The sequence below is a fragment of the Providencia sp. PROV236 genome (assembly GCF_033676985.1).
Lineage (GTDB): Bacteria > Pseudomonadota > Gammaproteobacteria > Enterobacterales > Enterobacteriaceae > Providencia > Providencia manganoxydans.
Genome location: NZ_CP096297.1, coordinates 2,122,617 through 2,147,835, shown reverse-complemented (window position 1 = coordinate 2,147,835; position 25,219 = coordinate 2,122,617). Strand labels below are relative to the sequence as shown.

The following is a 25,219-nucleotide window of genomic DNA, read 5'->3' as shown; positions in this document are numbered from 1 at the left end:
ACAGCAAAATTCAACATCCGATTTATTATTTTACATTGTGGTAGGCGCCTAACTTAGGAGCATACCTTCCTCTTTTAAGATTAGTTTTGATAATTCAAAATTAGGGGTCATAATACGTTACAAGCCATTAACATCACATACGGACTTTAGCTCAATTAAAGCAAACAAAAAGTCTCACACCTCGTCAAGTAGTGGATTTATCTGTTATGGGCCAATTTAGTAAGCTAGTGTCTGTTTAAACATATCATTAACATTGCGTAAATTAAATAGCGTAAAAATTTACTCAGCTCACATTTCCTTACTTTTTATGCCTTCTTTGACAAAAAATGCGGCATATTATTATAATCAACCGCGATCATTAGCAGTACAAAATAACAGCATATTAATGCGCGCAACCTATTTTATTTTTGTGACTATTATCGGTTAAAACTATATTGCTAGTTTATTGATTTAATTTATAAGAAAAGAAATAAACTGATTTTTTTTAGTAGGTCGTGTTTAGTCGGAATACTATTACTAATATAGAATAGTTCTAATTAACCATCACCTAGGCGATAGTTAATTAGATTAAATTATTCATATTATGATGAGAGATGTTATAGCAGGCCGGGAAATATCGCTTTAACGCCTGTGACAATAAACTCAATTCCCAAGGACATCAAAAGTAATCCCATAATACGTGTCACAACGTTAATCCCTGTTTGCCCTAAATAACGGACGAGCAAAGATGCCGAACGGAACAATAGCCAACAACAAAATGCAAACACAATACTGGTTAGCGCTAATCCGACAAAATTCTGCCAACCATTCCAGCGTGATGACCAAACAATACAAGAACTGATAGCCCCTGGGCCCGCCATCAAAGGCAGTGCTAAAGGAACAACACCAATACTGTCTCGTACTGCTGTTTCTGTTTTTTCTTGTTTATTCTGTTTATCTTCACCAATTTTTCCACTGATCATTGACATGGCAATAGTCACAATCAATATCCCCCCAGCGATACGAAAGGAATCAATGGAAATGCCAAATAATTGGAGAATTGAGTCACCGATCAATAAAGATGTACATAAAATGATAGCCACTGAGGTATTTGCTATCGTATTTGTTTTATTACGCCCTGCACTGCTTTGGTAATTAGTCATACTAATAAACACAGGCAAGATCCCGACTGGGTTTACTAACGCAAATAAACCGATAAAAAACTTTATATAGCCTGATAAATCAAGTAATCCTGCACCCACACACTCACACCTTAATCAAGGATCTCATTTGAGAAGCAAAATACACACTCGCCATTCTTCAAAACACCACTTGGCGATGAATGACAACACTATCTATTCACGCTAATCGCCATATTTTAATAGCCATAAAGCTCTAGCACTAACCATTTAGTTGTGCCTCGAATTATTTTTAGTGCGACTATTATAGTTTATCATTAAATACAGGAAATACATTTCACTAGACACTATTTTACTTATTAAATCTGTTCACTTAAGCCAAATTTACTTTAAAAGTGTTTTTTATCTAAACGATTAATAAAATAGTTTAGTGTTAGGTCAATTTTAGATAATCAGGAATAAAAGCCAAATTTGGCTTGCTGAAAGGAGTCAGCTTTGGGTTTTTGTGATTTAGATCACATCAATAAACCTAAATAATGTTAATCTATTCTTAACTGATAGAGAGAGTTGATTTAAGGGAAATAAGTTTTTCGCATTGATTTTAAAGCTTTTTAAGCCAATAAGCGGATAAACAGAATAGAATAATAAATATAAACTATAATTATCTACTAAATTTTGTTGTGTTGTTTCGGATGCACTGCTCATTGGCTTAAAAAGTTTAACATTTATCAGGAGTAATCTCTATGTCAGTAACTAATGTTACCGAACTCAATGACCTCGTTGCTCGTGTCAAAAAAGCTCAGCGTGAATTTGCTAACTTCTCTCAGGAGCAAGTTGACCGTATTTTCCGCGCCGCAGCGCTTGCCGCAGCAGATGCTCGTATCCCTCTAGCCAAGCTTGCCGTTGAAGAATCAGGAATGGGTATTGTGGAAGATAAAGTGATTAAAAACCACTTTGCTTCAGAATATATCTACAATGCCTATAAAGATGAAAAAACCTGTGGTGTGCTTTCTGAAGACCCAACGTTTGGCACAATTACTATCGCTGAACCTATCGGTATTATCTGTGGTATTGTGCCAACAACCAACCCAACTTCAACCGCTATTTTTAAATCACTAATTAGTTTAAAAACGCGTAATGCGATCATTTTTTCCCCACACCCTCGCGCAAAAAATGCAACCAACAAAGCCGCTGAGATTGTATTAAAAGCAGCGATTGAAGCGGGTGCACCAAAAGATATTATTGGCTGGATTGATGCCCCTTCCGTTGAGTTATCCAATGCTCTTATGCATCACGATGACATTAATTTGATCTTGGCAACAGGTGGGCCTGGCATGGTAAAAGCTGCCTACAGTTCAGGTAAACCAGCAATTGGTGTTGGTGCAGGTAATACACCGGTTGTTATTGATGAAACGGCTGACATCAAACGTGCTGTCGCTTCAATTCTAATGTCAAAAACATTCGACAACGGTGTGATCTGTGCTTCTGAACAATCGGTCGTTGTGGTAGATGAAATTTATAACCAAGTACGCGAGCGTTTTTCTAGCCATGGTGGCTATATTCTGCAAGGCAAAGAGTTAAAAGCAGTTCAAGAAGTTATTTTGAAAAATGGCAGTCTCAATGCTGCTATTGTTGGGCAACCGGCATATAAAATTGCTGAAATGGCCGGAATTTCTGTACCTGAAACGACTAAGATCCTGATCGGTGAAGTCAAAGTTATCGACGACTCTGAGCCATTTGCTCATGAAAAACTGTCCCCGTTACTGGCGATGTATCGCGCTAAAAACTTTGAAGAAGCCGTAGAAAAAGCTGAACTGCTGGTTGAAATGGGTGGTATTGGTCATACCTCTTGTTTATATACAGATCAAGATAATCAGACAGCTCGCGTTAACTACTTCGGCGTGAAAATGAAAACAGCACGTATCTTAATCAATACCCCAGCTTCACAAGGTGGTATCGGTGATTTATATAACTTTAAATTAGCGCCTTCTCTCACATTAGGTTGTGGTTCTTGGGGTGGTAACTCAATCTCAGAAAACGTAGGACCAAAACATTTAATCAATACTAAGACTGTGGCGAAAAGAGCTGAAAATATGTTATGGCATAAACTTCCTAACTCCATTTATTTCCGCCGTGGTTGTCTTCCAATTGCACTTGAAGAAATTGCGACTGACGGTGCAAAACGTGCATTTATTGTCACGGATGGCTATTTATTCAATAATGGCTATGTTGATGAAGTCATCAACGTTCTAAAACAACACCATATAGAAACGGATGTGTTCTTTGAAGTTGAAGCAGATCCAACACTCAGCGTAGTGCGTAAAGGTGCCGCACAAATGAATGCCTTCAAACCTGATGTTATTATTGCATTAGGTGGTGGTTCACCTATGGACGCAGCAAAAATCATGTGGGTGATGTATGAGCACCCTGAAACCCACTTTGAAGAACTTGCACTCCGCTTTATGGATATTCGTAAACGTATCCATCGTTTCCCTAAAATGGGTGTGAAGGCTAAATTAGTCGCTATTACTACAACATCGGGTACGGGTTCTGAAGTGACGCCATTTGCTGTTGTGACAGATGATAAAACGGGCCAAAAATACCCATTAGCTGACTACGCACTAACCCCAAATATGGCGATTGTCGATGCTAACTTGGTGATGCATATGCCTAAATCATTGACTGCTTTTGGTGGTTTGGATGCGGTTACCCACGCTTTAGAAGCTTATGTTTCTGTTCTTGCAAACGAATATTCCGATGGGCAAGCATTGCAAGCACTCAATCTATTAAAAGAGTACTTACCAGCAAGTTACCATGAAGGCGCTAAAAACCCAGTAGCAAGGGAACGAGTTCATAACGCGGCAACAATTGCAGGTATTGCATTTGCTAACGCATTTTTAGGTGTATGCCACTCAATGGCGCATAAACTTGGTTCTGAGTTCCATATTCCACATGGTTTAGCAAACGCCCTATTGATTAGTAATGTTATCCGTTATAACGCTAACGATAATCCAACTAAACAAACAGCCTTTAGCCAATATGATCGCCCACAAGCTCGTCGTCGCTATGCAGAAGTTGCTGACCACCTAGGTTTGACTAAAGCCGGTGATCGCACTGATGTAAAAATTGAAAAATTATTAGCTTGGCTTGAAGAAATAAAAGCAGATTTAGGTATTCCTAAATCAATACGTGAAACGGGTGTACCTGAAGCGGATTTCTTAGCTCATGTCGATAAGCTTTCTGAAGACGCATTTGATGACCAATGTACTGGTGCTAACCCTCGCTACCCATTAATATCAGAGCTCAAACAACTGTTGTTAGATTCTTATTATGGCCGCGAGTTTAGCGAACAAACTATAGCAGCACTGGCTACAGCAAAAGCCGAGAAAAAAAGCACAAAGAAATAATTAAGTATGACTAGTCCTGATATAGGTTGACAACTTTTCAGGTATAAAATGCTCGATGAACCTCATCGGGCGTTTTATAGTTTAATGATAAATGAGGTCGCCTTTCATTATAAATCTGTATTGATTCTTCAACCAACCTCCTAGCCTGTTCTAAATTTCTCGGCTTTATTAACAAATATTCCATTTTTAATATCCCATTGACTCGCTCTGCTAATGCATTTTGATAACAGTCATAGCCATCCGTCATAGAACATTGAATATTATGTTTTTTATGGATTTCCTGATATTCCGACGAACAGTATTGTAAGCCTCGATCTGAATGATGGATCAAGGTCGTGGTTGAACTTCGTTTTTTTAATGCTTGTACAAATGATTTCTTGACGGCTTTTGTTTTCATATTGTCATCAAGATGATAACCCACTATTTTTCGCGAATAAGCATCGGTGATCAGACTTAAATAAGTATCTCCTTCGTGTGTGGATAAATACGTAATATCAGCAACCCACAGTTGCTCCGGTTGTGAAGGGATAAACCCTGATTTAATTAAATTTGGATGTCGATGAAATCGATGATGACTCAATGTTGTTCGATGATATGACCGCTTATTAGGCACTAATAAGCGATGTTCTCTCAACAAAGAAAATAATCGGTCACGACCAATAATTAATTGTTTTTGTTTCAAAAGAAAGTGTAATTTTCTCACCCCAAGCCTAGGGTGAACTGTTCGCTCAGATTTCACAGCACAAACAATAATTGCATCTAATTTTTTCCGCTTATCAGACGTATCTTGACGTTTGTAATAGGCTTGCCGAGTGATTTTCATAAAACGACAAGCTTTGGTTACGGTGAGTTTTTCAACCGTTTTTTCCTTAATAACTCGGCTTTGCGCTTTTTTGAGAGGCGAACTCCAAAATCCCTATCCATCACTTTGACAACCGCCTCAAAAAAATCAGCTTTGAGCTGCATCTCCTCAAGCTCTTTTTCAAGGGCTTTAATGCGTTGTTCAGGTGTTTGTTGCTCCGAGGTTTGGTTCATAGCAGCACCTTTATAAAGAGTATTGGGCGTACCTTCCGACCAATCTAATCTACCATGCTTACGTAACCAAACCAAAACAGTTGAACGCCCCTGTATGCCATATCGATATTGAGCTTGTTTATAGGTGAGCTCGCCTTTTTCTACTTGGTCAACAACCGCCAGTTTAAAGGCAAGAGAATAATCACGTTGAGTTCGTTTACCTATTGGTTTCATTACACTCTCCAATTTTAGATTGGAAAAGTGTCAACTTTATTTAGGACCGGTCAGTAATAATATAAAAGGCACTGATTAGCTCAGTGCCTTTTATTTTGGTTTAAAAAACACTTAATCCCATACGAATAATTGTTAAATAATTTAAGATTAATCATTCAACTCAATTAGTTAAAGTTAATTGGTTTTTTAGGTATCACACCCTCATTCATGAGTTTTGCTTGTTCAATTGCTTCTGTATGATGCTTACGGCAAACAGAGATATATTTTTCATTACCCCCTATATCAACCTGTGCACCTTCATACATAGGAATACCATCACTCCCAACTCTTAACACTTTATTTGCCTTACGGCCGCAATAACATACCGTTTTTAATTCAACTAATTTATCAGCCCAAGCTAATAAATATTGGCTACCAATAAACAATTCGCCCAAAAAGTCAGTTCTTAACCCATAACATAAAACCGGTATATCCAAGTTATCCACAATATCGCAGAGTTGCTCAACTTGCTGTTTCGTTAAAAATTGACACTCATCAATTAAAACACAATGTACTTTTTGTGTGCAATTCTCACTTTTAATGATCTCTGCCATATTTGTTATAGGCGAAAATAAAAGCGCTTCCGCAGATAAACCAATTCGCGATGAAACCTTACCCAGCGCAAAGCGATTATCGATTTCCGCCGTAAAGATCAACGTACGCATACCACGCTCATTATAGTTATAAGAAGATTGTAGCAAAGACGTCGATTTTCCTGCATTCATTGCTGAATAGTAAAAATATAGCTGAGCCATCAGCCTAGTTCCTCTAAATTAATAAACAGGATAATTTTACCATAAAACATGTTATTAGATTAACAATCATCATCAGTTGACACTTAAAATGATGAAAGTAATAACGCTGACCACTATAGAACAATAAGATTTTATACCGATACTCTGCTGCTTTCGCTCCTATAACGGGTGAAATAACCGATTATCTTTTACAAAATATAGCTTTATTACTTCAAACATATAGCTAATTAGCTGTATCAAAAAAAGAAAATTTACGTTTAGACTCTCTTATTTGATACTTTTCTGCTAATAACACCCTACTGTTTACCACTAGGCATACCGAATTAAACCCGTAAAATTGATGCTAATTGAATCTGTTTTTTTCATTAGTTTGGATATTGATAATACTGGTATATATATATCAGTTAAAAGTTAATATTTCTTTTGTAAAAAAATTGCTTTTGGTAAAGATAACTTTTAAACTAATAGTGTAAATTAGCTATTGCAGAAAATAAAATAGCATTCTATTATTAGTGTACACAGGCCAACAATTAAATTTGAGACCAGGAAAATGAGCGAATCTTTAAAAGCATTAAATAACATCCGTACTCTTCGAGCTCAAGCAAGAGAAATTGCTTTAGAATCACTAGAAGAAATGCTGGAAAAATTAACTGTCGTTGTTGAAGAACGTCGTGAAGAAGAAAGCCTAGTTCGTGCAGAACAAGAAGAACGTACCCGTAAACTGGAAAAAGTTCGTGAAATGATTCTGGAACAAGGCGTTGATCTAAACGAGCTGCTACAAACTATGGATTCAGGTAAAGGCACTGGCACTCGTGCTAAACGTGCTGCACGTCCTGCTAAATATAAATATGTTGATGAAAATGGCGAAACTAAAACTTGGACTGGTCAGGGTCGTACCCCAGCAGTTATCAAATTGGCCATTGAAGAACAAGGTAAATCTTTAGACGATTTCTTAATCTAAGAACCTTATACTTATTCATAAAACACCCTTATATAGGGTGTTTTTTTTATCCACCATTTTAGCCTAGCTATTACTCATTGAATAATTAATATTTCACTCATTAAATAGGTCTATGACCAAATATTTCATACTCGTCAACACGCGAAGATATTACTTTAGATGCCAATTCATCTATCATAATTTGTTTTTAATCTAATTAAAAAAAGTAAAGTTATGTAATTTCACATTAGGTTCTCAAGTGCCTGATTGCATAATTAATGTATGTTTTAGCTATAAAAAAACAACCTATTTCATAGATAAATATGTAAATAATATCAAGCTATAATTTACATTAGTCACTAAACAACATTTAAAGACACCCAAATGTTAAAAAAAAAGCCAACTTCAAAAGTCAGCTTTTATTAACTACCACAAGAAAAAATCACTTTACTTGGAATTAGTAGGCTTACTTAATTTTGTCGATAAATTAGCAATCCATTCAGAAAAATCCTTACCTAATGTATCGTGCTGTAAACCATATTCGACAAATGCTTTCATGTAGCCTAATTTGTTACCACAATCATGGCTCTTACCACGTAGGTGATAGGCTTCTACTGACTCATTATTTTCCATCATAATGGCAATAGCGTCTGTTAATTGAATTTCATCGCCAGCACCTGGTGCTGTTTTTGCTAATGCATCCCAAATTTTTTCAGATAATACATAACGACCAACAATAGAAAGATTTGATGGCGCTTCTTCTTTTTTAGGCTTTTCAACCATACGTAAGATAGGTTTACTCTCACCAGGTAATAATGTATCACCATTACAGTCAACAATACCGTAATTTGAAACGTCATCTTCTGGAACAGGTTCTACAAGTATTTGACTCGCCCCAGTCTCTTCAAAATGCTCAAGCATTTCACTCAAATTAAATTTTGTTAAATCGGTACTATAACGATCTAAAATAACATCAGGTAAAATTACCGCAAATGGCTCATTACCAACCAGAGGCTTTGCGCATAAAATAGCATGCCCTAACCCTTTAGCAATCCCTTGACGTGTTTGCATGATTGTTACATGGCTTGGACAAATAGATTGCACCTCATCCAGTAATTGACGTTTAACACGAGCTTCTAAGATTGCTTCGAGTTCAAAACTGGTATCAAAGTGGTTCTCAATTGAGTTTTTTGATGAGTGGGTCACTAAGACGATTTCATTAATCCCAGCCGCAATACACTCATTAACGACATACTGTATTAGTGGCTTATCCACCAGTGGTAGCATTTCTTTCGGAATAGCTTTAGTTGCAGGAAGCATACGCGTTCCTAAACCTGCAACAGGAATAACCGCTTTGCGTACCTTTTTATTTGCCATTTTAGTCATAACTCCAGAATTCTCCTAGGCACCTAATCCGTATATAGAGTAAACATTAATAAAGGTGCGTTTTTAGTGCGGGGAAGTATAGCAGGAATAATTTATCGATAAATAGTACAATGGCTTAATTAAGGCTATTAATGCAATTTAATGGGGTAAATTTAAACAAAACTTAAGTTTCAGGATTAAACATTAACTTAATGTTTTGATGTCCATTCCAAATACGGCATTGCCAAAAATTGCCTCGAACATCCAGATGATTTGAAGGCTGATGTTTCAATGTTCCAAGCGGTACACTACGGGATAAACTATATTGTGCATTTTCGGTCGCAACCTCCGCTTCCAAGCCTGCACTCGCTAATATAATCGCTTTATTCCGTGTATTAAAGTAGCCAAGCAAAATGGGAAATTGGCCACTAAAACCAGAATCTTCTAATAAATAATTTATCTGGTTAATAATTCTATCAATATTGGGTAATTTTTTATCTGGAAAATTAACGGCATTTTTTAGCAAATCATTAAACACGACACGGATCAAAAAAGCCGCCATAATCCCTTCTTGTGGTGAACGCTCTATATCAAGACAATAAAACCCAATCTGTGTCTCTGATATTGGTGCTAAATCAAGAAGTAAGCCGAAACGATTAACTTCATTCAACTGACGATAGTTGATTCGATAACCATTGATCACCTGATTAACTGGAGGTTGCAATTGTTTTAATACCGGTGTGATATCGTGATTATCTTCACCAACAAAAGATGAAATATCTTTGTTCTGGATATGACTCACAATGTCCGCATTGTGCTGTTCAGGGTAAAGATTAGCGTAGATAGTTCCCTTTAACTCATCTAAATTTTTAATAGGTTTAAGTAAGGCATCTTTTGCCCCCAACCTCAACATACGATCTAACTGTGTAAAGTCGGTAGTTGCAGAAATAACAATAACTGGGATCTCAATGTTTCTTGCCACCAATTCAGCCATAAAGGATTCACCATTCATAACGGGCATGTTGAGATCACACAAAATGACATCAGGTGTTAAGTGTTCTGTAATGAGTCGGTCTAACGCATTTTCACCATTATCCGCCACATAAACTTGCATTCCCTGTGCCTCTAAGTACCCTTCTAAGATTGAACGAAAAATTTTTTCATCTTCAACTATGAGTATCTTTTTATTTTTCATAAGTAACCTACTTCTTGCTGTAATCGGTTATTTGCTACCAATACTATTATTCATATGACAAAATCATTGTACTTTCATTTTTAAAGTATAGTTATTTTTATACCTTATATTTATTTTTATAGAGAAAAAGATGGATCATCATCAAGAAACCCCCTGTTTTTGTGGTAATCAAGTACCTTTCAGCCACTGCTGTCAACCTTATCTCGACAATCAAGCTATTCCTGAAACGCCTGAGCAGCTAATGCGTTCCCGTTATACCGCCTATGTAGTACATGATGCCGATTACCTTATTGCCACATGGCACCCTGAGTGTCACGCAAATGAATGGCGAAATGATATTCTACAAAGTTTTACTCAAACCAAATGGTTACCACTTCGTGTTATTAGTTCTTCTTATGCTAAAAATCCCGATGAAGGCTATGTGCAATTTTCAACTTGCTTTATTGATGAAAAAGCCGATCATAAGCAGCTTATTCATGAGCGTTCCCGTTTTCTTCGCATAGAAAAACGTTGGTATTACATAGATGGCATTACCCCTAAAACAAGCCGTAATGATCTATGTCCATGTGGTTCCGGCAATAAATTTAAAAAATGCTGTAACAATGATTAATGGTTATGTTTTACCCATGATAACGGAAATGCACAGTATATTGATTACCTATACATTGATATCATTCAAATCACTGTTTGATGCGCGCTATACTCTATAATTCAAGGTGTAACTACGCAGCCTGTGAATAAGCGTAGTCACCATACCTCAATGAAAAGTGCTGCAACTTGAAGTGTGACGAGTATCAGTATAGGCATTGTCAGTTAAGGATTAGACAGCCCCATGCAACAAAAAAATGTACAAAAAAAGATCCTTCGCACTATTTGCCCTGATGCGAAAGGACTTATCGCAAAAATCACCAATATTTGTTACAAACACCAATTGAATATCGTGCAAAATAATGAATTTGTTGATCATCGTACGGGTCGTTTTTTTATGAGAACCGAACTCGAAGGAATATTTAACGATGAAACTTTGCTTGCAGATCTTGATGATGCACTCCCAGCAGGCTCTAAACGTGAATTAAATTCATCAGGCCGCCGCCGTATCGTGATAATGGTAACCAAAGAAGCACATTGCTTAGGTGACCTTCTAATGAAAAGTACTTATGATGGCTTAGATGTCGAAATCGCTGCCGTTATCGGTAATCATGATACCCTCAAACATTTAGTCGAACAATTTGGCATTCCTTTTCATCATATTAGCCATGAAGGCCTGACACGCGAGCAGCATGATGAAAAAATGACAGCACAAATCGACCAGTATCAACCTGATTATGTTGTTCTTGCTAAATATATGCGTGTATTAACGCCTGCGTTTGTACAGCATTATCCAAACCAAATTATTAATATCCATCATTCATTTTTACCTGCTTTCATTGGTGCCCGTCCATACCACCAAGCATATGAACGGGGCGTTAAAATTATTGGTGCAACAGCGCACTTTGTTAATGACAATCTTGATGAAGGCCCAATTATTACGCAAAACGTCATTAATGTTGACCATACCTTTACTGCTGACGACATGATGCGAGCAGGCCGAGATGTAGAAAAAAATGTACTCAGTCATGCACTTTATTGGGTATTAGCTCAACGCGTTTTTGTTTACGGAAACCGGACTATTATCCTGTAACACAAATATCTGCTGTTTAACTATGCACTGAGCGCAAAAAAACAGCATTCAAACAAATTTTAAAAATTAATACTTTACAGGGGCGCCTCATTTGATATGATGCCGCCCGCTGTCAACGAACACAGCAATTCAAAATCTGGTGGGATACCCAAGCGGCCAAAGGGAGCAGACTGTAAATCTGCCGTCACAGACTTCGAAGGTTCGAATCCTTCTCCCACCACCATTCAAGATTGATTTCCTCCTAATGTATCAATAATATCCGTAAAACGATTCAACACACTTGAGTGCGATTTCGACTTATAGACAAAACAACAACTCTCATCGATGATCGAATTCAAGGGTATATAATTAAGTGATTTATCATTAAGATCATTTTCTGGGTAGTAGTCAATAATCCCAATAAAATCACCAATTTGTAGAAAATTTTGGCAGCTACCAATATTATCCATTTGCCTTATACTGGCTTTATTACCTTCCAATTCTGTCTTAGCAAGTAATTCACTCATTAAACTACTCTTATAAAATGCAGGATCGCACAACCATGTACAGTTTCTTAATAGTTCCATAATATTATTTTGGTACTTATCATATAATTCGCTACGACAATAAACACCTAATGATGCATTTTCTATTTTTCTTTGCAGTGAAAACCTTTCACTAATAACGGGTTGAGAACTTAATATTACCGTATTACCATCATAGTCGACTATTTCATCGACTTCCTCATAATTAAATCTCAATATATTAATTTGAACATTATTTTTATTAGCAGCCTGATAAAGATTAACTAAAAAGTTTTCCTTACCCCAGTCATAATAAATGTTAGCTTCATTGACAATATATCCTGTAAAATGTTTTTTAGTTATTTCCTTCTCCTGCAAGTAAAGATCGCGCAAATCATTATATAACTCTTGGCCATCTTTAGTTAAAGTCATGCCAAATTTTTCTCTTTTAAATAATCGCTTACCTAGGCTTGTTTCGAAGTCTTTAATCGACTTGGCAATGGGTGGCGTAGTGCGGTTCATCACCCTAGCAGCCTTACTCAATGAGCCATTTTCAACCACCGCCATAAATGCCTCTAATTTTCTTGAAAAGAACATATCTATGACCCCATTCTGTTTATTAAACATGCAGGATTCAACATTATTAACCATTAAAAACAATACGTTGAATAGCCCATTATTTGACATATCGATGAAAAATTTAATTTAACTTTTCATTGAATGAGTAACAATATTTCATAAAAGTATTTTTATATTTTCCAACATGGCAAAGCAATATATTATACTGTTTCATTTCATTATTTTTTATGGCTCGACTATTAAATCACATTAAATATAAATCACCAATTGGAAATCGATGAACATATTTTTCATTAATTGTATAACTAATAATCTTATTTAAATTTCGGAATAAAACATTAATATTATAATTAGAAATGTAAATATTCAGTTATGATAATTCAATCGCTGGTTAAATAGTTATTAAATAGTTACAGTCTAGCTATCATCTGTTAGAATCAACGAGTTCAGAAAAATCTATTAGGTGATAAAACATGAAATTTATCTCGTTCAATATTAATGGCCTACGTGCTCGTCCACATCAGTTGGCTGCTATCATTGATAAACATCAGCCAGAAGTGATTGGTCTTCAGGAAACCAAGGTTCATGATGACATGTTTCCTTACGATGAGGTGAGTAAACTCGGCTATCATGTCTTTTATCACGGTCAAAAAGCACACTATGGGGTTGCACTATTAACTAAAAATCAACCCGTTGCAGTTCGTAAAGGTTTTCCTACTGATGAAGAAGATGCCCAACGTCGAATTATTATGGCTGATATCGAAACCAGTAATGGTTTACTCACCGTCGTCAATGGCTACTTCCCTCAAGGTGAAAGCCGTGACCATCCAATAAAATTTCCAGCTAAACAAAAGTTTTATCAAGATCTACAAAACTACATAACCTCAACTCAAACACCTGATTCGCAACTACTGATCATGGGCGATATGAATATTAGCCCAAGTGATCTTGATATCGGTATTGGTGAGGTTAACCGTAAACGCTGGTTAAAAACGGGGAAATGTTCGTTTTTACCTGAGGAACGCGAGTGGATGGATAGGCTACTCAACTGGGGATTAGTCGATACCTATCGCACGATGAATCCAGAGGTTGATGATTGCTATTCATGGTTTGATTATCGTTCTAAAGGGTTTGATGATAACCGTGGCCTACGCATAGACTTGCTATTAGCCTCAGCGGCACTGTCGCAACATTGCATTGGCACAGGTATAGATTATGACATTCGTGGAATGGAAAAACCTTCAGATCACGCCCCTGTCTGGGCTGAATTTGATTTAACCAAAACTGCTCCCTAAATAAGTCGCAGGAACTCGATAGGAGGTTGCTTTCCTCCTATCATTTAAAATGTGACTATTGATTATTACTTGGCTGAGCCTTTTTCTTTGATTTGGCAGACTTTTTGTCGCCTTTGCTTTTCGTCACAGGGGGGAGTTCTCTAAAAGCACGCAGGTTAGTAAACTGGCGAGCTTGATGGATCAATTGAGTTAATGTCGCACTAAGTGGGTTCATAAAATCATCATAACGAGTTTGTTTTTCACTAATTTGCGTCAAAATCGATTCCCAATGTGCCGTCATATCCGGTAATGTTGCCATATCTGGTAGCACATGAATTAGTGCTCTACCGGCTGGTGATGAGTGAATATAACGTCCTTTTTTGAATAAAAACTGACGCTTAAACAATAAATCAATAATCCCTGCACGTGTCGCCTCAGTGCCTAATCCATCTGTTTCACGGAGTACTTTTTTTAAAGCTTTATCTTGAACAAATCTCGCGATACCCGTCATTGCTGATAACAATGTTGCATCTGTAAAAGGCCTTGGTGGCTGAGTTTGCTTTTCAATCACTTCACCTTTTTCACAAAGTAACTCATCACCTTTTGCAACAATAGGGAGCGGTGTACCATCATTTTCGGCATCACGTTCTTTATTGCCTAATACGACCCTCCAACCAGCTTCAGCTAAAAAACGTGCTTTAGCAATAAATTTACCCTTCTCGATTTCCAATTCAATAGTACATTTACGATAAACGGCATCCGACATAAATTGAATAATGTATTGACGAGCAACTAATTGATAAATATTCGCTTCATTTTCAGTAAGCTTTACTGAAACCGCTTTTGCCGTTGGAATTATCGCATGGTGTGCATCCACTTTTTTGTCATCCCAACAACGGTTCTTTTTATCTAATTCAGGTAGTTCAAATTGCGTTAAATCAGGTTGATGAACTGAAATCGCATTCAAAACAGAATGACGCCCAGCAAAATGTTCATCAGGTAAATAGCGGCTATCTGAACGCGGGTAAGTAATCAATTTATGGGTTTCATATAAACGCTGACAAATATCCAGCACTTCTTGAGCGCTTAAGCCATATTTTTTTGCCGCTTCAATTTGTAATGCTGAAAGAGAAAACGGCAAAGGTGCGATTTCAGATTCGCGTTTATCTTGATATTGCGTAACAAATGCAGGTTTCCCTGTAATACGTGATACCACATGTTCAGCCAGAGGGCGATGAAACAAACGCCCTTCTTCATCTTGATAATCAATACAGGAATCACTCGGCTGCCAAATCGCTACAAAACGCTCTTCTTGTGGCGTGATGATATGCGCTCGTACTTCAAAATAATCTTTTGGTACAAAATTTTCGATATCTTCATCACGGCGAACAACCAAACCTAATACTGGCGTTTGTACCCGACCAACTGAAAGAACGCCTTGGTAACCGCCTCGTTGTCCTAATAAGGTATAGGCACGAGTCATATTAATGCCATACAACCAATCGGCTCGCGCTCGCGCTAATGCTGAAACGCATAATGGGATAAATTCGCGGTTTTCACGTAAACGTTCGATCGCTCTTTCAACAGCTTGAGGGTTGAGATCATTAATTAAACAACGTTTAACTTGCTTTCTTTTTTCACCTTCAAGGTTTAAAAAATCGAGAACTTCATCTACCAATAATTGCCCTTCTCTATCAGGGTCCCCAGCGTGTACGATCTCTGTTGCCTGTTTGAGAAGGGTATCAATGGTTTTAAGTTGTTTAGTTACTGCGGAACGTGGTTTTAACAACCATTTTTCAGGGATAATAGGAAGATCCTGTAAATTCCAGCGTGCATATCGAGGTTCATAAGCATCAGGCTCCGCTTGCTCAAGCAAGTGCCCGATACACCATGTGACCATTTGGTCAGCACCACATTGGATAAAGCCATCCCCCCTTTTGTGAGGTTTAGGCAGCACATCCGCAATTGCCCGCGCAAGGCTAGGCTTTTCCGCAATAAACAAACGCATGAATTAATCTATCACTTCAATTAAAGGTACATTGTCCCGATGGGGTAATAATTTACCGATAGACTGTAACAAAACACCTTGCTGATGTGCAATGTCTTTAATTTTAGCTACTTCAGAAGGTTCTACTGCGATCAATAGCCCACCCGATGTCTGAGGATCACATAATAGCTTACGCTGAGCATCACTCATTGGCCCAATCAGGTGCCCATAACTATCAAAATTACGCTGAGTGCCGCCAGGAACACAACCAGTCTCGATATAGTGTTCTACATTCGCCAGTTTAGGAACTTGATTGAAATAGATTTCAGCGCGTACTTGAGAACCTTCGCAAATTTCACTCAAATGTCCCAATAAACCAAATCCAGTGACATCAGTCATCGCTGTCACACCCGCTAATGGTGCAATCACCGCACCTAATTTATTCAGCTGGCACATAGTTTCAGCGGCTAAATTCTGATGCTCTTGCGCCAATACACCTTTTTTCTCTGCGGTTGTGAGTACACCAATACCTAGCGGTTTAGTTAAAAATAATTCACAACCTGCTGTTGCTGCACTATTTTTTTTCACATATTCAGTATTAACAACACCCGTCACCGCTAGTCCAAAAATAGGTTCTGGCGCATCAATCGAGTGTCCACCTGCCAATGATATTCCAGCATCCGCACACGCTGCTCGTCCACCTTCTATCACCTCTCTGGCAACCTCAGGGGGTAATTTAGCAATTGGCCATCCTAAAATGGCGATAGCCATAATCGGTTTACCGCCCATCGCAAAAATATCACTGATCGCATTTGTTGCGGCAATACGCCCAAACTCATACGGTGAATCAACGATTGGCATAAAGAAATCTGTGGTACTAATGATACCGATACCGTTCCCTAGATCATAAACAGCAGCATCATCTTTAGTTTCATTGCCAACTAACAAATGTGGATCATGAAATTTAGCTTGTTCTGAATGCAAAATTTGCTCTAACACTTTTGGCGCAATTTTACAGCCACAACCAGCACCGTGACTGTATTGTGTTAATCTAATTTTTTCCATAACAATTGGCCTTATTAAAAGTGAGAAACGAAGTTTTGCATGTCTGGCATTTGCACTTTCGTTGGCGCTTTTAGTTCTGGAGTTCCTAAATAAAGGAAGCCCACAATATGATCGTTTGGTTCACATCCTAAACCCTCACGGACAATTTCATCTTCTGTCCATGAGCCTGAGCGCCAAATTCCACCAAACCCTTGTGCGACTGCTGCCATTTGCATGGCTTGTACAGTACAACCTGCCGCTACAATTTGCTCCCACTCTGGAACTTTAGGATGATTTTGTGTTTTTGCGATAACCGTTATAATTAGCGGCGCTCTAAACGGTGCATTACGTGCTTTTTCTTCAACTTCAGCCCCTAACTTGCCTTCCTTTGCTGCCTTCTCAAGTAACTGACTAAAGCGATTTAACCCTTCACCTTGCATAACCACAAAGTGCCAAGGACGCAATGCGCCATGATCAGGTGCACGCATACCCGCAGCCAAAATATTCTGCAATTCATCACCTTGTGGTGCGGGAGTTGTTAGCCGTGAAGCTGAACGACGGTTCAATAAAAGGGTTAAAGCATCCATATTCATCTCCGATTCAGAGTAAACTGATATGATAGTCATTCAAACAAGCAATCATTATCACTCTAATTTAATGATCACGTGCTAATAAAGTTTGCAGCGGAACCCAGTTTGTCATTCAGCTACCGGCCAACATCATGGGCTCTACTTGATTAATTGATTGAATTATATCATCTATATGTTTTGAAAAATATCATCACGATATTGTACAACGCTCTAAATCGCTTTGTTATGCATAAAAATATCATTCAATTGCAGACAACTGTTTTTATTTCATTAAGATATCAGTGCAAATTCGTGTGTTGGAGAAAATATGCGTCAAATATGGGAGATCATCGCCACTGTCTTTAAATTTAGCTGGCGAATACTAAATTTTATTCGGGAACTGGTATTCAATACCATTTTCTTAGTACTGTGCTTTTTAGTCATTGGTTCGATAGCATTATATCAATCCGAATCAAAACCTGATCCAAATTACTTTGGTGCACTTTATGTTGATTTACAAGGTGTTGTCGTTGATCAAGTTTCAACACCAGATCCCTTTGGTCGTATGAGCCGTGAACTGTTAGGCACGCCAAACAGTCGTATGCAAGAAAACGCCTTGTTCGATATTGTGGATACCATCCGCAACGCAGCAACCGATGATCGCATCACAGGTATGGTACTCCGCTTAGATAATCTTGTCGGCGCAGATCAACCTTCTCTTAATTTTATTGGTAAGGCAATTGCTGATTTCAAGAGCTCGGGAAAACCAATTTACGCCGTTGGTGATGGTTATACCCAGTCTCAATATTACTTAGCAAGCTATGCTGATCAGATTTTTATGGCGCCACAAGGAATGGTCGGTATCCAAGGTTTTTCTACTAATACACTTTATTACAAATCACTGTTAGAAAAACTGAAAGTAAGTAGCCATATTTTCCGTGTTGGTACCTACAAATCAGCGGTAGAACCACTGATGCGTGACAACATGTCCCCAGAAGCTCGAGAGGCAACCAAACAATGGCTAAACGCACTATGGGATAACTACCTTAATACACTCGCGCAAAATCGTAAAACTAATGTTCAAGGGATCTTCCCCGGTTCTGATACATTAATCAGTAAGCTTCGGGCCGCAGGTGGAGATAGCGCACAATACGCTTTAAACCAAAAATTGGTTGATAAAATTTATACCCGTGAACAAGCTGAAAATGTGCTTAAAAAGCAATTTGGTTGGAATAAAGATGATAAACATTTCAACTATATCAGCATTTATGATTACTCTGGAAAACTAACCAATATTGGCACAGAAACACCGGCAGGTAATATCGCTGTCATCGTTGTGCAAGGTGCGATAATGGATGGCCCTCAAGCACCGGGGATCGCAAGTGGCGATCTTATCAGCACACAAATTCGTGATGCTCGCCTTGATCCGAATATCAAAGCCATTATTTTACGCGTCAATAGCCCTGGTGGTAGCGTAACCGCTTCGGAATTAATTCGTAGTGAACTTGCTTCAGCTAAAGCGGCGGGTAAACCCGTTGTCGTTTCTATGGGAGGTATGGCTGCCTCTGGCGGTTATTGGGTTTCAACCCCTGCCGATTACATTATTGCTAGCCCAAGTACGATAACGGGTTCGATCGGTATTTTTGGTGTGATCAATACGTTTGAAAATGCCTTGGACTCTGTCGGTGTATACACTGATGGCGTTTCGACAACCTCTCTTGCAGATATTTCTGTGACAAAAGGAATTAGCTCTGAGTTTTCCGATATGATGCAAGTCACCATTGAAAATGGTTATAAAAACTTTATTAATTTAGTGGCTAAATCACGACATAAAACCCCCGAAGAGATTGATGCTATCGCTCAAGGCCGTGTTTGGATAGGCAGTGATGCGAAAAAAATTGGTTTAGTTGATCAGTTAGGCGATTTTGATGATGCGGTAAATAAAGCAGCTGAACTCGCTAAACTCGATTCTGTTGAGCTAGATTGGATGCAGCCTGAGTTGACCTTTATGGATCAACTAATTTTAGAGATTAGTAATAATGCACAGGCCGTTATGCCTGATATGTTACAAGTTTTTCTGCCGCCATCGGTTGCAACCGATATCCGCCAGCAAGCTCAGTTTTTCTTAAAAATGAATGATCCACAAAATCGATATGCGTTTTGTTTAAACTGCGCTGAAATTAACTAACCTTTCAACCCCTTTAGTTTAACTAAAGGGGTTCCAACGTTTTATCATCAGTCAATGCCACTTAAACAGTAGATAACCACAATTAAATCGTTCAAAATTGTTATAACATCAAATGAAGTCAGCATTAACAATCATCCATATGATTATTAACTGCTAATCCAGTACCGACTAAGCTAGGTAATGAAATGCAGAAGAAATCGATTTACGTTGTGTATACCGGAGGAACTATCGGTATGCGCCACTCCCCCCAAGGCTACATTCCTGTTTCAGGACACTTGCAAGCACAGCTAGCTAAAATGCCTGAATTCCACAGACCAGAAATGCCTGCATTTACGATTAGGGAACACCAGCCTTTAATTGACTCTTCTGATATTACCCCAGAAGATTGGCAAATTATCGCTGACGATATTAGTGCTAATTATGATAGCTATGATGGTTTTGTTATTTTGCATGGCACCGATACCATGGCTTATACCGCCTCAGCATTATCATTTATGTTAGAAAACTTACGTAAACCCGTTATTGTGACAGGGTCACAAATACCCTTAGAAGCATTACGTTCAGATGGGCAAACCAACTTACTAAATGCCTTATATTTAGCCGCTAATTATCCGATTAATGAAGTTGGCTTATTTTTTAATAATAAATTGTATCGGGGCAATCGTACTGTCAAAGCGCATGCAGATGGCTTCGATGCATTTACATCGCCTAACTGCTCTCCTTTAATGGAAGCTGGGATCCATATACGTACTTTTAATACATGCCCTGCACCTATTGGTATTGGTTCTTTGATCACTCATCGCATCACACCGCAACCCATTGGTGTTGTCATGCTTTACCCAGGCTTATCCATTGAGATTGTGCGTAATATTCTTCAACAACCTGTTAAAGCACTAATTTTACGTTCATATGGTGTAGGAAATGCGCCTCAGCAGCCTGAATTACTAAAAATCCTCCACGATGCAACAAACCGAGGTATTATTGTGGTAAATCTGACTCAGTGCATTTCGGGTCGTGTAAATATGGAAGGTTATGCGACAGGTCATGCCCTCGCTGAGGCAGGTGTCATTAGTGGGTTTGATATGACATTTGAAGCAGCATTGAGCAAATTACATTATTTACTTAGTCAAAATTATACACCGGCACATGTTCGGGAATTAATGCAAAATAATCTAAGAGGCGAACTCAGCTATGCCGATGAATAAGCAAAGCGAGGATTTGGTTAAATCCGCGTTACTTTTAGTAGACTTACAAAATGATTTCTGTACTGGTGGTGCACTTGCCGTTGCAGATAGTGACATTGTAATACAGACAGCAAACAAAGCCATAGAGCTTTGCCAAAAGCAAAATATTCCCATTATTGCCAGTCAAGATTGGCACCCTGCGAACCACCTCAGCTTTGCCAGTAATTCAGGCACTCAAGTGGGGGATATTGGTAAATTAAATGGAATTGCGCAAGTTTGGTGGCCAGATCACTGTGTACAAGGAGAGTATGGCGCTGAATTTCATCCTGAATTAAATCGAGACGCGATTGTTGAGGTATTTACGAAAGGTGAGAACCCACAAGTTGATAGCTATAGTGCGTTTTTTGATAATGATAAAATTAGCCAAACTCGGTTACATACTTGGCTACAACAGCAACAAATTACCCAGTTATTTATTATGGGAATAGCCACCGACTATTGCGTCAAATTTACAGTCATGGATGCACTAAAGTTAGGCTACAACGTCGATGTCCTGATTGATGGTTGCCGTGGTGTCAATCTATCAGCCATGGACAGTGAACTCGCTTTAGCTGAAATGTCACAAAAAGGCGCTACTTTACTGACGACGGATTCTTTGCAATAAATAAAACCACCCAAATACACATTGGGTGGTTAGCTTTATATACAAAGTTAACCTACTTTAAAACCTGGTTTCCCTTGCTGCGCTCGCCATTCTTTCACTTCTTGAACAACCCCTTCAGGGGTATCTGGCCTATTTTTATTTGGGTAATAAATCAAATCGGAGCCAGAGGGATGTTCACTAAGCCTTTTAAATTCAAGAAGAGTAGCGATATCCTCTTCTTCCGTTGTATTCTCAACATTAAATAATTTTCGGACAAAAATAATAAACTCTGCTTCTGTATAATCACTAATACTATTTTTCATTACCTTTATTATCCTTTTTTATGAATTCCAATATGTCTTTTTGGCGTTACAACCCGTAAATTATCTATACCATATACTTCTCCTCCCTGAGCTATCGGCTCTTCATGGTGTAACTCAAATTTGACTCGCCCGCCAACCTGTTCCTCTTCAACAGGAACTGGAGCTTTACCTTTTTTTATATTGCCCTTATTCGCATCACAAAACTGATCAAATAACTCAGGATCTTTCGACACCTCTTCCCAAAATGCTTTTCTAAACTTATCAAAGGTTTTAAATTTTTTCCCGCGTAGTTTTTCAGCGATCTGTTCTGGGATTGGAACACCATTACCTTTATTTGCATCTTCTAGCCACTGTTCGCCAACCGCCTCTCCATTTCCAGTAACTGTTCCTTCTTCTCTGCGCTTATTTTCCTTAGCAACTTTATCTTCTGCTGCCGCGGTTTTATCTTCCGCGTCTTTGACTTCAGCTTCCGCAAGCGCCAATATTTTTTCAGCATCATCAATAAGTTTTATTGAACGCAGAAAACGTTGGTGCAGCTCATCATACAGCTCAATCAGCTTATCACGTACAGCTAGCGCTACACGTCGTCCCCCTTCCGTGGGAGCTTCAATATTATTAACCTCTAAAACGTCTGCAACATAACGAGTAGCACCATGCTGCATTAAAAAAGCTAAATTTGTCGGCGAATCAATAATCGCATTGAGATGCAACAACACGCTGCCTCACGATAACTTGAACCTAATCCACTGATCCAATCATCAAAACGAATTTCTAACGGATGTCGCTGTGGATCGGTAAAAGCTAACGCTTCGGAGGTATTCTGTAATGCCTGTAATTGTCGTTGACGTAACCCTAAATTAGCTCTTGCCGAAGAGAGCTGGCTTTGTGCTGCTGCCAGCTCTCGTTCTGCGGCTTCGATGGGATGAGTGTCTAAAAACTCCTCATCGCGCCTTTTGGCTTCTTCAACTTCGAGCGCTAGTTGCTGAGATGTATTTTGTTTAGAGATGGAAAGATAAATTGGCGCATGCTCATCACCAAAATCAACGATATGGTGGGTCGTTTGCGCTACAGGGCTAGGTAATAGTGAAACAGGCAACGCACTTTCAATAATAGCAGGGGAGCTGGCTAATCCTCTAGGTTCCCTCATATCAACATAGACTTGCAATGGTGGTTGATTAGGAACAGCAGCAACAGAATAAACGCTCGTACGGCGAGTTCTTGTCGCTTTAACGACAGAAACTTTACGGTCGGTTTTAGTCAATGCAGTGACTTTCTGTTCTGTTACTGGATCAATAACAGGCTCAGCAATGACCTTTGCTGTAACTTCCTGTAATTGAGCTATTGAACTAATTGGAGTATCCGTCACAAGGCTTGCAGGAAGCGCTGTCACACTATAGGTTTTGTCCTGCAAATTTTGTCTAGCAACAATATCGGCTAACTGTCGCTGATGTTCTGCAAAATAAGGGTCAATATTGTCTGGCGCAACGGGGGTGGGATAAATTGCAGAAATCGTAAATCCTACAGCTCGAGCAGCTATTGGTGCTGAATTAATCACCTTTGCAACCAATTGAGCTAATGGTGTAGGTGTAGAACGAACGGCACTTACTGTGACACCCCATGTTCCTTCCACTACAGCAATGGTGACAGGGAGTAGAATAAGTGGGTTAATAATGGCTTGTTTTTCAGGTGTTTGGCTAAAATTTACAGAACGTGAGTGAGAGCTGCCACGACTCCCCCCCGAATCCCCTCGCCCTTCTGGACCTGTTCCTCTTCCATTGTTGTCATCACTATCGGGGCTTGCTGATACGCTCATGCTGTCATGAGAATCATTATTTGCCATAAAATATCCTTATTTATTAGCAAGATTAAAAGGACTGTTTATCGAAACAGCCCTTTTATGCTATCTTCATGGCAAAACCTGATAAATAATATTAATTATCAATAACTAAGGAGTTTTATTAGATTAAATTACAGGTGAAATGAATATAAATTAAGCCAAACACAGAACTTAAAAATGCGTTTAGTACCCTATATTCTATTGGTGATTAAAAACCATTGGGGAAGCTATTTGTAAGAAAGGAAATAAATTAAACAAGCTAAAAATCGGTTATTTAAACCGAAGTATTAGAATGAAAGCAGGTTCTCGTTATGGAGTATTATTGATATGGCTCGCCTCTTATTAGCTTTAAGAGGCGAGCCAATGAAATTAATCTTGATTTTGCGGTTTCAATGTCGCCAATATATCACCTTGAAACATGGATTTGAGCTCCTGCTTACTTTTCATCGTAATTTGCCCATCCGTACCAATTGTCATATGTTCTGGTGAATGATTATTCCTTGATTGCCACAGCATCACCATTTGTAGGCTATGCTCTTTCTGCTCAGGCGTTAATGCGACCCCATCGGGCCATTTACCCAACTCAACAGCGGTCACTAAGCGCTGATAAATTTCAGGGGTCATTACAGATAACAATTGTTCTAATTGCTCAGGCGCTAATTCAACGCTCACATCATACTCCTTCAATTGATACAGCTAGCGATATCCAGAAAGCTGAATCGATATTGCTATTGTTATTTTAAACTGTCAGCTAGCGTCAGCACCCTATCCACGGGTCTTTTCACCCGTTTGCTCATCGATGAAGCTTAACGATGCTGAATTAATGCAGTAACGCTGCCCTGTAGGTTGCGGACCATCTGGAAAAACATGCCCTAAATGCGCATTACAGTTTTGACAGCGCACTTCAATCCGATGCATACCATGAGAAAAATCTTCGATATATTTAATCGCTTCTTCGCTGACTGGCTGATAAAAGCTTGGCCAGCCACATCCTGCATCAAATTTTGTCTCAGAAAGAAATAATGGCGTGCCACAACATAGGCATTCATACACACCATCTTTACGGTTATGCAATAACGTTCCTGTAAAAGGTCGTTCAGTGCCCGCTTGTTGAGTCACATATTGCTGAATATCATTTAGCTCCGATAAATCAATCGGTTGCTTATCTTTATCTGTCATATAAAACCCAAATACTGAAAGATTAAGTGGTATTAAACTAATAATACACCAATTTAACGCAACAAAAAATTAACAACGAAATCAGTAAATCTATTCTAAACTAATTAACAGCGTGCTTTGTATATGGATTTGTGACCGGTTTCACATATATCACTGATAGC

22 protein-coding genes and 1 tRNA gene are annotated in these 25,219 nt (G+C 38.6%); 9 read left to right on the top strand and 14 right to left on the bottom strand.

Translation table 11 applies throughout. The features are described 5' to 3' along the window. Nucleotides 1-596 precede the first annotated feature (596 nt). On the bottom strand, nt 597-1,241 hold the full coding sequence (locus M1E96_RS09530; protein WP_070928169.1) for a YchE family NAAT transporter: 645 nt from the start codon (nt 1,239-1,241) through the stop codon (nt 597-599). A gap of 620 nt (nt 1,242-1,861) precedes the next feature. Between M1E96_RS09530 and adhE the strand changes: the two genes are divergently transcribed. Further along, the gene (gene adhE / locus M1E96_RS09525; RefSeq protein WP_319066137.1) at nt 1,862-4,525 is read left to right on the top strand and encodes a bifunctional acetaldehyde-CoA/alcohol dehydrogenase; all 2,664 of its coding nucleotides are present in this window, start codon (nt 1,862-1,864) and stop codon (nt 4,523-4,525) included. 37 nt (nt 4,526-4,562) lie between these two features. Here the strand turns inward: adhE and M1E96_RS09520 are convergent. Together M1E96_RS09520 and M1E96_RS09515 are read right to left on the bottom strand one after the other, a co-directional pair. After that, nucleotides 4,563-5,773 (bottom strand): IS3 family transposase gene (locus tag M1E96_RS09520; RefSeq protein ID WP_319069321.1). Its coding sequence is split into 2 segments (ribosomal slippage): nt 4,563-5,425 and nt 5,425-5,773, totalling 1,212 coding nucleotides; the frame shifts between segments, so codons are not numbered across the junction. A 164-nt stretch (nt 5,774-5,937) separates the two neighbouring features. Beyond that, the gene (locus M1E96_RS09515) at nt 5,938-6,567 is read right to left on the bottom strand and encodes a thymidine kinase (RefSeq protein WP_070928175.1); all 630 of its coding nucleotides are present in this window, start codon (nt 6,565-6,567) and stop codon (nt 5,938-5,940) included. A 550-nt stretch (nt 6,568-7,117) separates the two neighbouring features. Here M1E96_RS09515 and hns point away from each other — a divergent pair. Further along, entirely contained in the window at nt 7,118-7,528 is a 411-nt protein-coding gene (gene hns, locus M1E96_RS09510; RefSeq protein WP_070928177.1) for a histone-like nucleoid-structuring protein H-NS, read from the top strand. Between the two features lie 426 nt (nt 7,529-7,954). Here hns and galU read toward each other — a convergent pair whose 3' ends face one another. Continuing rightward, the gene (gene galU / locus M1E96_RS09505) at nt 7,955-8,893 is read right to left on the bottom strand and encodes a UTP--glucose-1-phosphate uridylyltransferase GalU (protein WP_070928179.1); all 939 of its coding nucleotides are present in this window, start codon (nt 8,891-8,893) and stop codon (nt 7,955-7,957) included. Nucleotides 8,894-9,056: 163 nt separating this feature from the next. After that, the gene (gene rssB, locus M1E96_RS09500) at nt 9,057-10,067 is read right to left on the bottom strand and encodes a two-component system response regulator RssB (protein ID WP_272580097.1); all 1,011 of its coding nucleotides are present in this window, start codon (nt 10,065-10,067) and stop codon (nt 9,057-9,059) included. A 130-nt stretch (nt 10,068-10,197) separates the two neighbouring features. On the opposite strand from rssB, the gene M1E96_RS09495 reads away from it, so the two are divergent. The 3 genes from M1E96_RS09495 (at nt 10,198) to M1E96_RS09485 (ending at nt 11,971) form a co-directional block, all read left to right on the top strand. Further along, a complete protein-coding gene (locus tag M1E96_RS09495) occupies nt 10,198-10,677 on the top strand; it encodes a YchJ family protein (protein ID WP_272580096.1) in 480 nt (159 codons plus the stop codon). A 222-nt stretch (nt 10,678-10,899) separates the two neighbouring features. Next, complete coding sequence (gene purU / locus M1E96_RS09490; protein ID WP_070928185.1) at nt 10,900-11,748, top strand: formyltetrahydrofolate deformylase; 849 nt, start codon at nt 10,900-10,902, stop codon at nt 11,746-11,748. 138 nt (nt 11,749-11,886) lie between these two features. After that, a tRNA-Tyr gene (locus M1E96_RS09485) sits at nt 11,887-11,971 on the top strand. A 1-nt stretch (nt 11,972) separates the two neighbouring features. Here the strand turns inward: M1E96_RS09485 and M1E96_RS09480 are convergent. Then, nucleotides 11,973-12,848 carry a LysR family transcriptional regulator gene (locus M1E96_RS09480; protein WP_070928469.1) on the bottom strand — a complete coding sequence of 292 codons (876 nt, stop codon included), beginning with the start codon at nt 12,846-12,848 and terminating at the stop codon, nt 11,973-11,975. Nucleotides 12,849-13,303: 455 nt separating this feature from the next. On the opposite strand from M1E96_RS09480, the gene xthA reads away from it, so the two are divergent. After that, a complete protein-coding gene (gene xthA, locus M1E96_RS09475; protein WP_319066406.1) occupies nt 13,304-14,125 on the top strand; it encodes an exodeoxyribonuclease III in 822 nt (273 codons plus the stop codon). 55 nt (nt 14,126-14,180) lie between these two features. On the opposite strand, the gene M1E96_RS09470 is transcribed toward xthA, so the two are convergent. The 3 genes from M1E96_RS09470 to M1E96_RS09460 are packed head-to-tail and all read right to left on the bottom strand — an operon-like array spanning nt 14,181 to nt 17,722. After that, a complete protein-coding gene (locus M1E96_RS09470; protein ID WP_272580095.1) occupies nt 14,181-16,112 on the bottom strand; it encodes a DNA topoisomerase III in 1,932 nt (643 codons plus the stop codon). Between the two features lie 3 nt (nt 16,113-16,115). After that, entirely contained in the window at nt 16,116-17,156 is a 1,041-nt protein-coding gene (gene selD / locus M1E96_RS09465) for a selenide, water dikinase SelD (protein WP_272580094.1), read from the bottom strand. Nucleotides 17,157-17,170: 14 nt separating this feature from the next. Further along, a complete protein-coding gene (locus M1E96_RS09460) occupies nt 17,171-17,722 on the bottom strand; it encodes an NAD(P)H nitroreductase (RefSeq protein WP_070928192.1) in 552 nt (183 codons plus the stop codon). Between the two features lie 310 nt (nt 17,723-18,032). Here M1E96_RS09460 and sppA point away from each other — a divergent pair, with 310 nt between their 5' ends. The 3 genes from sppA (at nt 18,033) to pncA (ending at nt 21,740) form a co-directional block, all read left to right on the top strand. After that, nucleotides 18,033-19,892, top strand: a complete 1,860-nt coding sequence (sppA, locus tag M1E96_RS09455; protein WP_319066407.1) for a signal peptide peptidase SppA — start codon at nt 18,033-18,035, stop codon at nt 19,890-19,892. Between the two features lie 185 nt (nt 19,893-20,077). Then, nucleotides 20,078-21,097, top strand: a complete 1,020-nt coding sequence (gene ansA, locus M1E96_RS09450; protein WP_070928196.1) for an asparaginase — start codon at nt 20,078-20,080, stop codon at nt 21,095-21,097. Next, entirely contained in the window at nt 21,084-21,740 is a 657-nt protein-coding gene (gene pncA, locus M1E96_RS09445) for a bifunctional nicotinamidase/pyrazinamidase (protein WP_070928199.1), read from the top strand. The genes ansA and pncA overlap by 14 nt, the downstream gene beginning before the upstream one ends. Nucleotides 21,741-21,787: 47 nt before the next feature. Here pncA and M1E96_RS09440 read toward each other — a convergent pair whose 3' ends face one another. The 5 genes from M1E96_RS09440 to msrB all read right to left on the bottom strand — a co-directional run bounded on the left by M1E96_RS09440 (nt 21,788) and on the right by msrB (nt 25,058). Beyond that, nucleotides 21,788-22,042 carry a bacteriocin immunity protein gene (locus M1E96_RS09440; protein ID WP_272580092.1) on the bottom strand — a complete coding sequence of 85 codons (255 nt, stop codon included), beginning with the start codon at nt 22,040-22,042 and terminating at the stop codon, nt 21,788-21,790. A gap of 8 nt (nt 22,043-22,050) precedes the next feature. Further along, on the bottom strand, nt 22,051-22,704 hold the full coding sequence (locus M1E96_RS09435) for an HNH endonuclease (RefSeq protein WP_272580091.1): 654 nt from the start codon (nt 22,702-22,704) through the stop codon (nt 22,051-22,053). Nucleotides 22,705-22,712: 8 nt separating this feature from the next. Next, nucleotides 22,713-23,882 (bottom strand): colicin-like bacteriocin tRNase domain-containing protein, encoded by a 1,170-nt coding sequence (locus tag M1E96_RS09430; RefSeq protein ID WP_272580090.1) that lies wholly within the window; start codon nt 23,880-23,882, stop codon nt 22,713-22,715. Nucleotides 23,883-24,248: 366 nt separating this feature from the next. After that, nucleotides 24,249-24,551: a YeaC family protein gene (locus M1E96_RS09425; RefSeq protein WP_070928202.1), complete on the bottom strand. Its 303-nt coding sequence runs from the start codon at nt 24,549-24,551 to the stop codon at nt 24,249-24,251. A gap of 93 nt (nt 24,552-24,644) precedes the next feature. Then, nucleotides 24,645-25,058, bottom strand: a complete 414-nt coding sequence (gene msrB, locus M1E96_RS09420) for a peptide-methionine (R)-S-oxide reductase MsrB (protein WP_070928204.1) — start codon at nt 25,056-25,058, stop codon at nt 24,645-24,647. Nucleotides 25,059-25,219 lie beyond the last annotated feature (161 nt).

Coding starts and splice junctions, on each gene's coding strand:
- selD (WP_272580094.1), bottom strand. CDS start 17,156: ATGGAAAAAATTAGATTAACACAATACAGTCACGGTGCTGGTTGTGGC.
- purU (WP_070928185.1), top strand. CDS start 10,900: ATGCAACAAAAAAATGTACAAAAAAAGATCCTTCGCACTATTTGCCCT.
- M1E96_RS09435 (WP_272580091.1), bottom strand. CDS start 22,704: ATGCAGCATGGTGCTACTCGTTATGTTGCAGACGTTTTAGAGGTTAAT.
- adhE (WP_319066137.1), top strand. CDS start 1,862: ATGTCAGTAACTAATGTTACCGAACTCAATGACCTCGTTGCTCGTGTC.
- M1E96_RS09480 (WP_070928469.1), bottom strand. CDS start 12,848: ATGTTCTTTTCAAGAAAATTAGAGGCATTTATGGCGGTGGTTGAAAAT.
- rssB (WP_272580097.1), bottom strand. CDS start 10,067: ATGAAAAATAAAAAGATACTCATAGTTGAAGATGAAAAAATTTTTCGT.
- msrB (WP_070928204.1), bottom strand. CDS start 25,058: ATGACAGATAAAGATAAGCAACCGATTGATTTATCGGAGCTAAATGAT.
- galU (WP_070928179.1), bottom strand. CDS start 8,893: ATGACTAAAATGGCAAATAAAAAGGTACGCAAAGCGGTTATTCCTGTT.
- xthA (WP_319066406.1), top strand. CDS start 13,304: ATGAAATTTATCTCGTTCAATATTAATGGCCTACGTGCTCGTCCACAT.
- ansA (WP_070928196.1), top strand. CDS start 20,078: ATGCAGAAGAAATCGATTTACGTTGTGTATACCGGAGGAACTATCGGT.
- M1E96_RS09495 (WP_272580096.1), top strand. CDS start 10,198: ATGGATCATCATCAAGAAACCCCCTGTTTTTGTGGTAATCAAGTACCT.
- pncA (WP_070928199.1), top strand. CDS start 21,084: ATGCCGATGAATAAGCAAAGCGAGGATTTGGTTAAATCCGCGTTACTT.
- sppA (WP_319066407.1), top strand. CDS start 18,033: ATGCGTCAAATATGGGAGATCATCGCCACTGTCTTTAAATTTAGCTGG.
- hns (WP_070928177.1), top strand. CDS start 7,118: ATGAGCGAATCTTTAAAAGCATTAAATAACATCCGTACTCTTCGAGCT.
- M1E96_RS09430 (WP_272580090.1), bottom strand. CDS start 23,882: ATGGCAAATAATGATTCTCATGACAGCATGAGCGTATCAGCAAGCCCC.
- M1E96_RS09470 (WP_272580095.1), bottom strand. CDS start 16,112: ATGCGTTTGTTTATTGCGGAAAAGCCTAGCCTTGCGCGGGCAATTGCG.
- M1E96_RS09440 (WP_272580092.1), bottom strand. CDS start 22,042: ATGAAAAATAGTATTAGTGATTATACAGAAGCAGAGTTTATTATTTTT.
- M1E96_RS09515 (WP_070928175.1), bottom strand. CDS start 6,567: ATGGCTCAGCTATATTTTTACTATTCAGCAATGAATGCAGGAAAATCG.
- M1E96_RS09460 (WP_070928192.1), bottom strand. CDS start 17,722: ATGGATGCTTTAACCCTTTTATTGAACCGTCGTTCAGCTTCACGGCTA.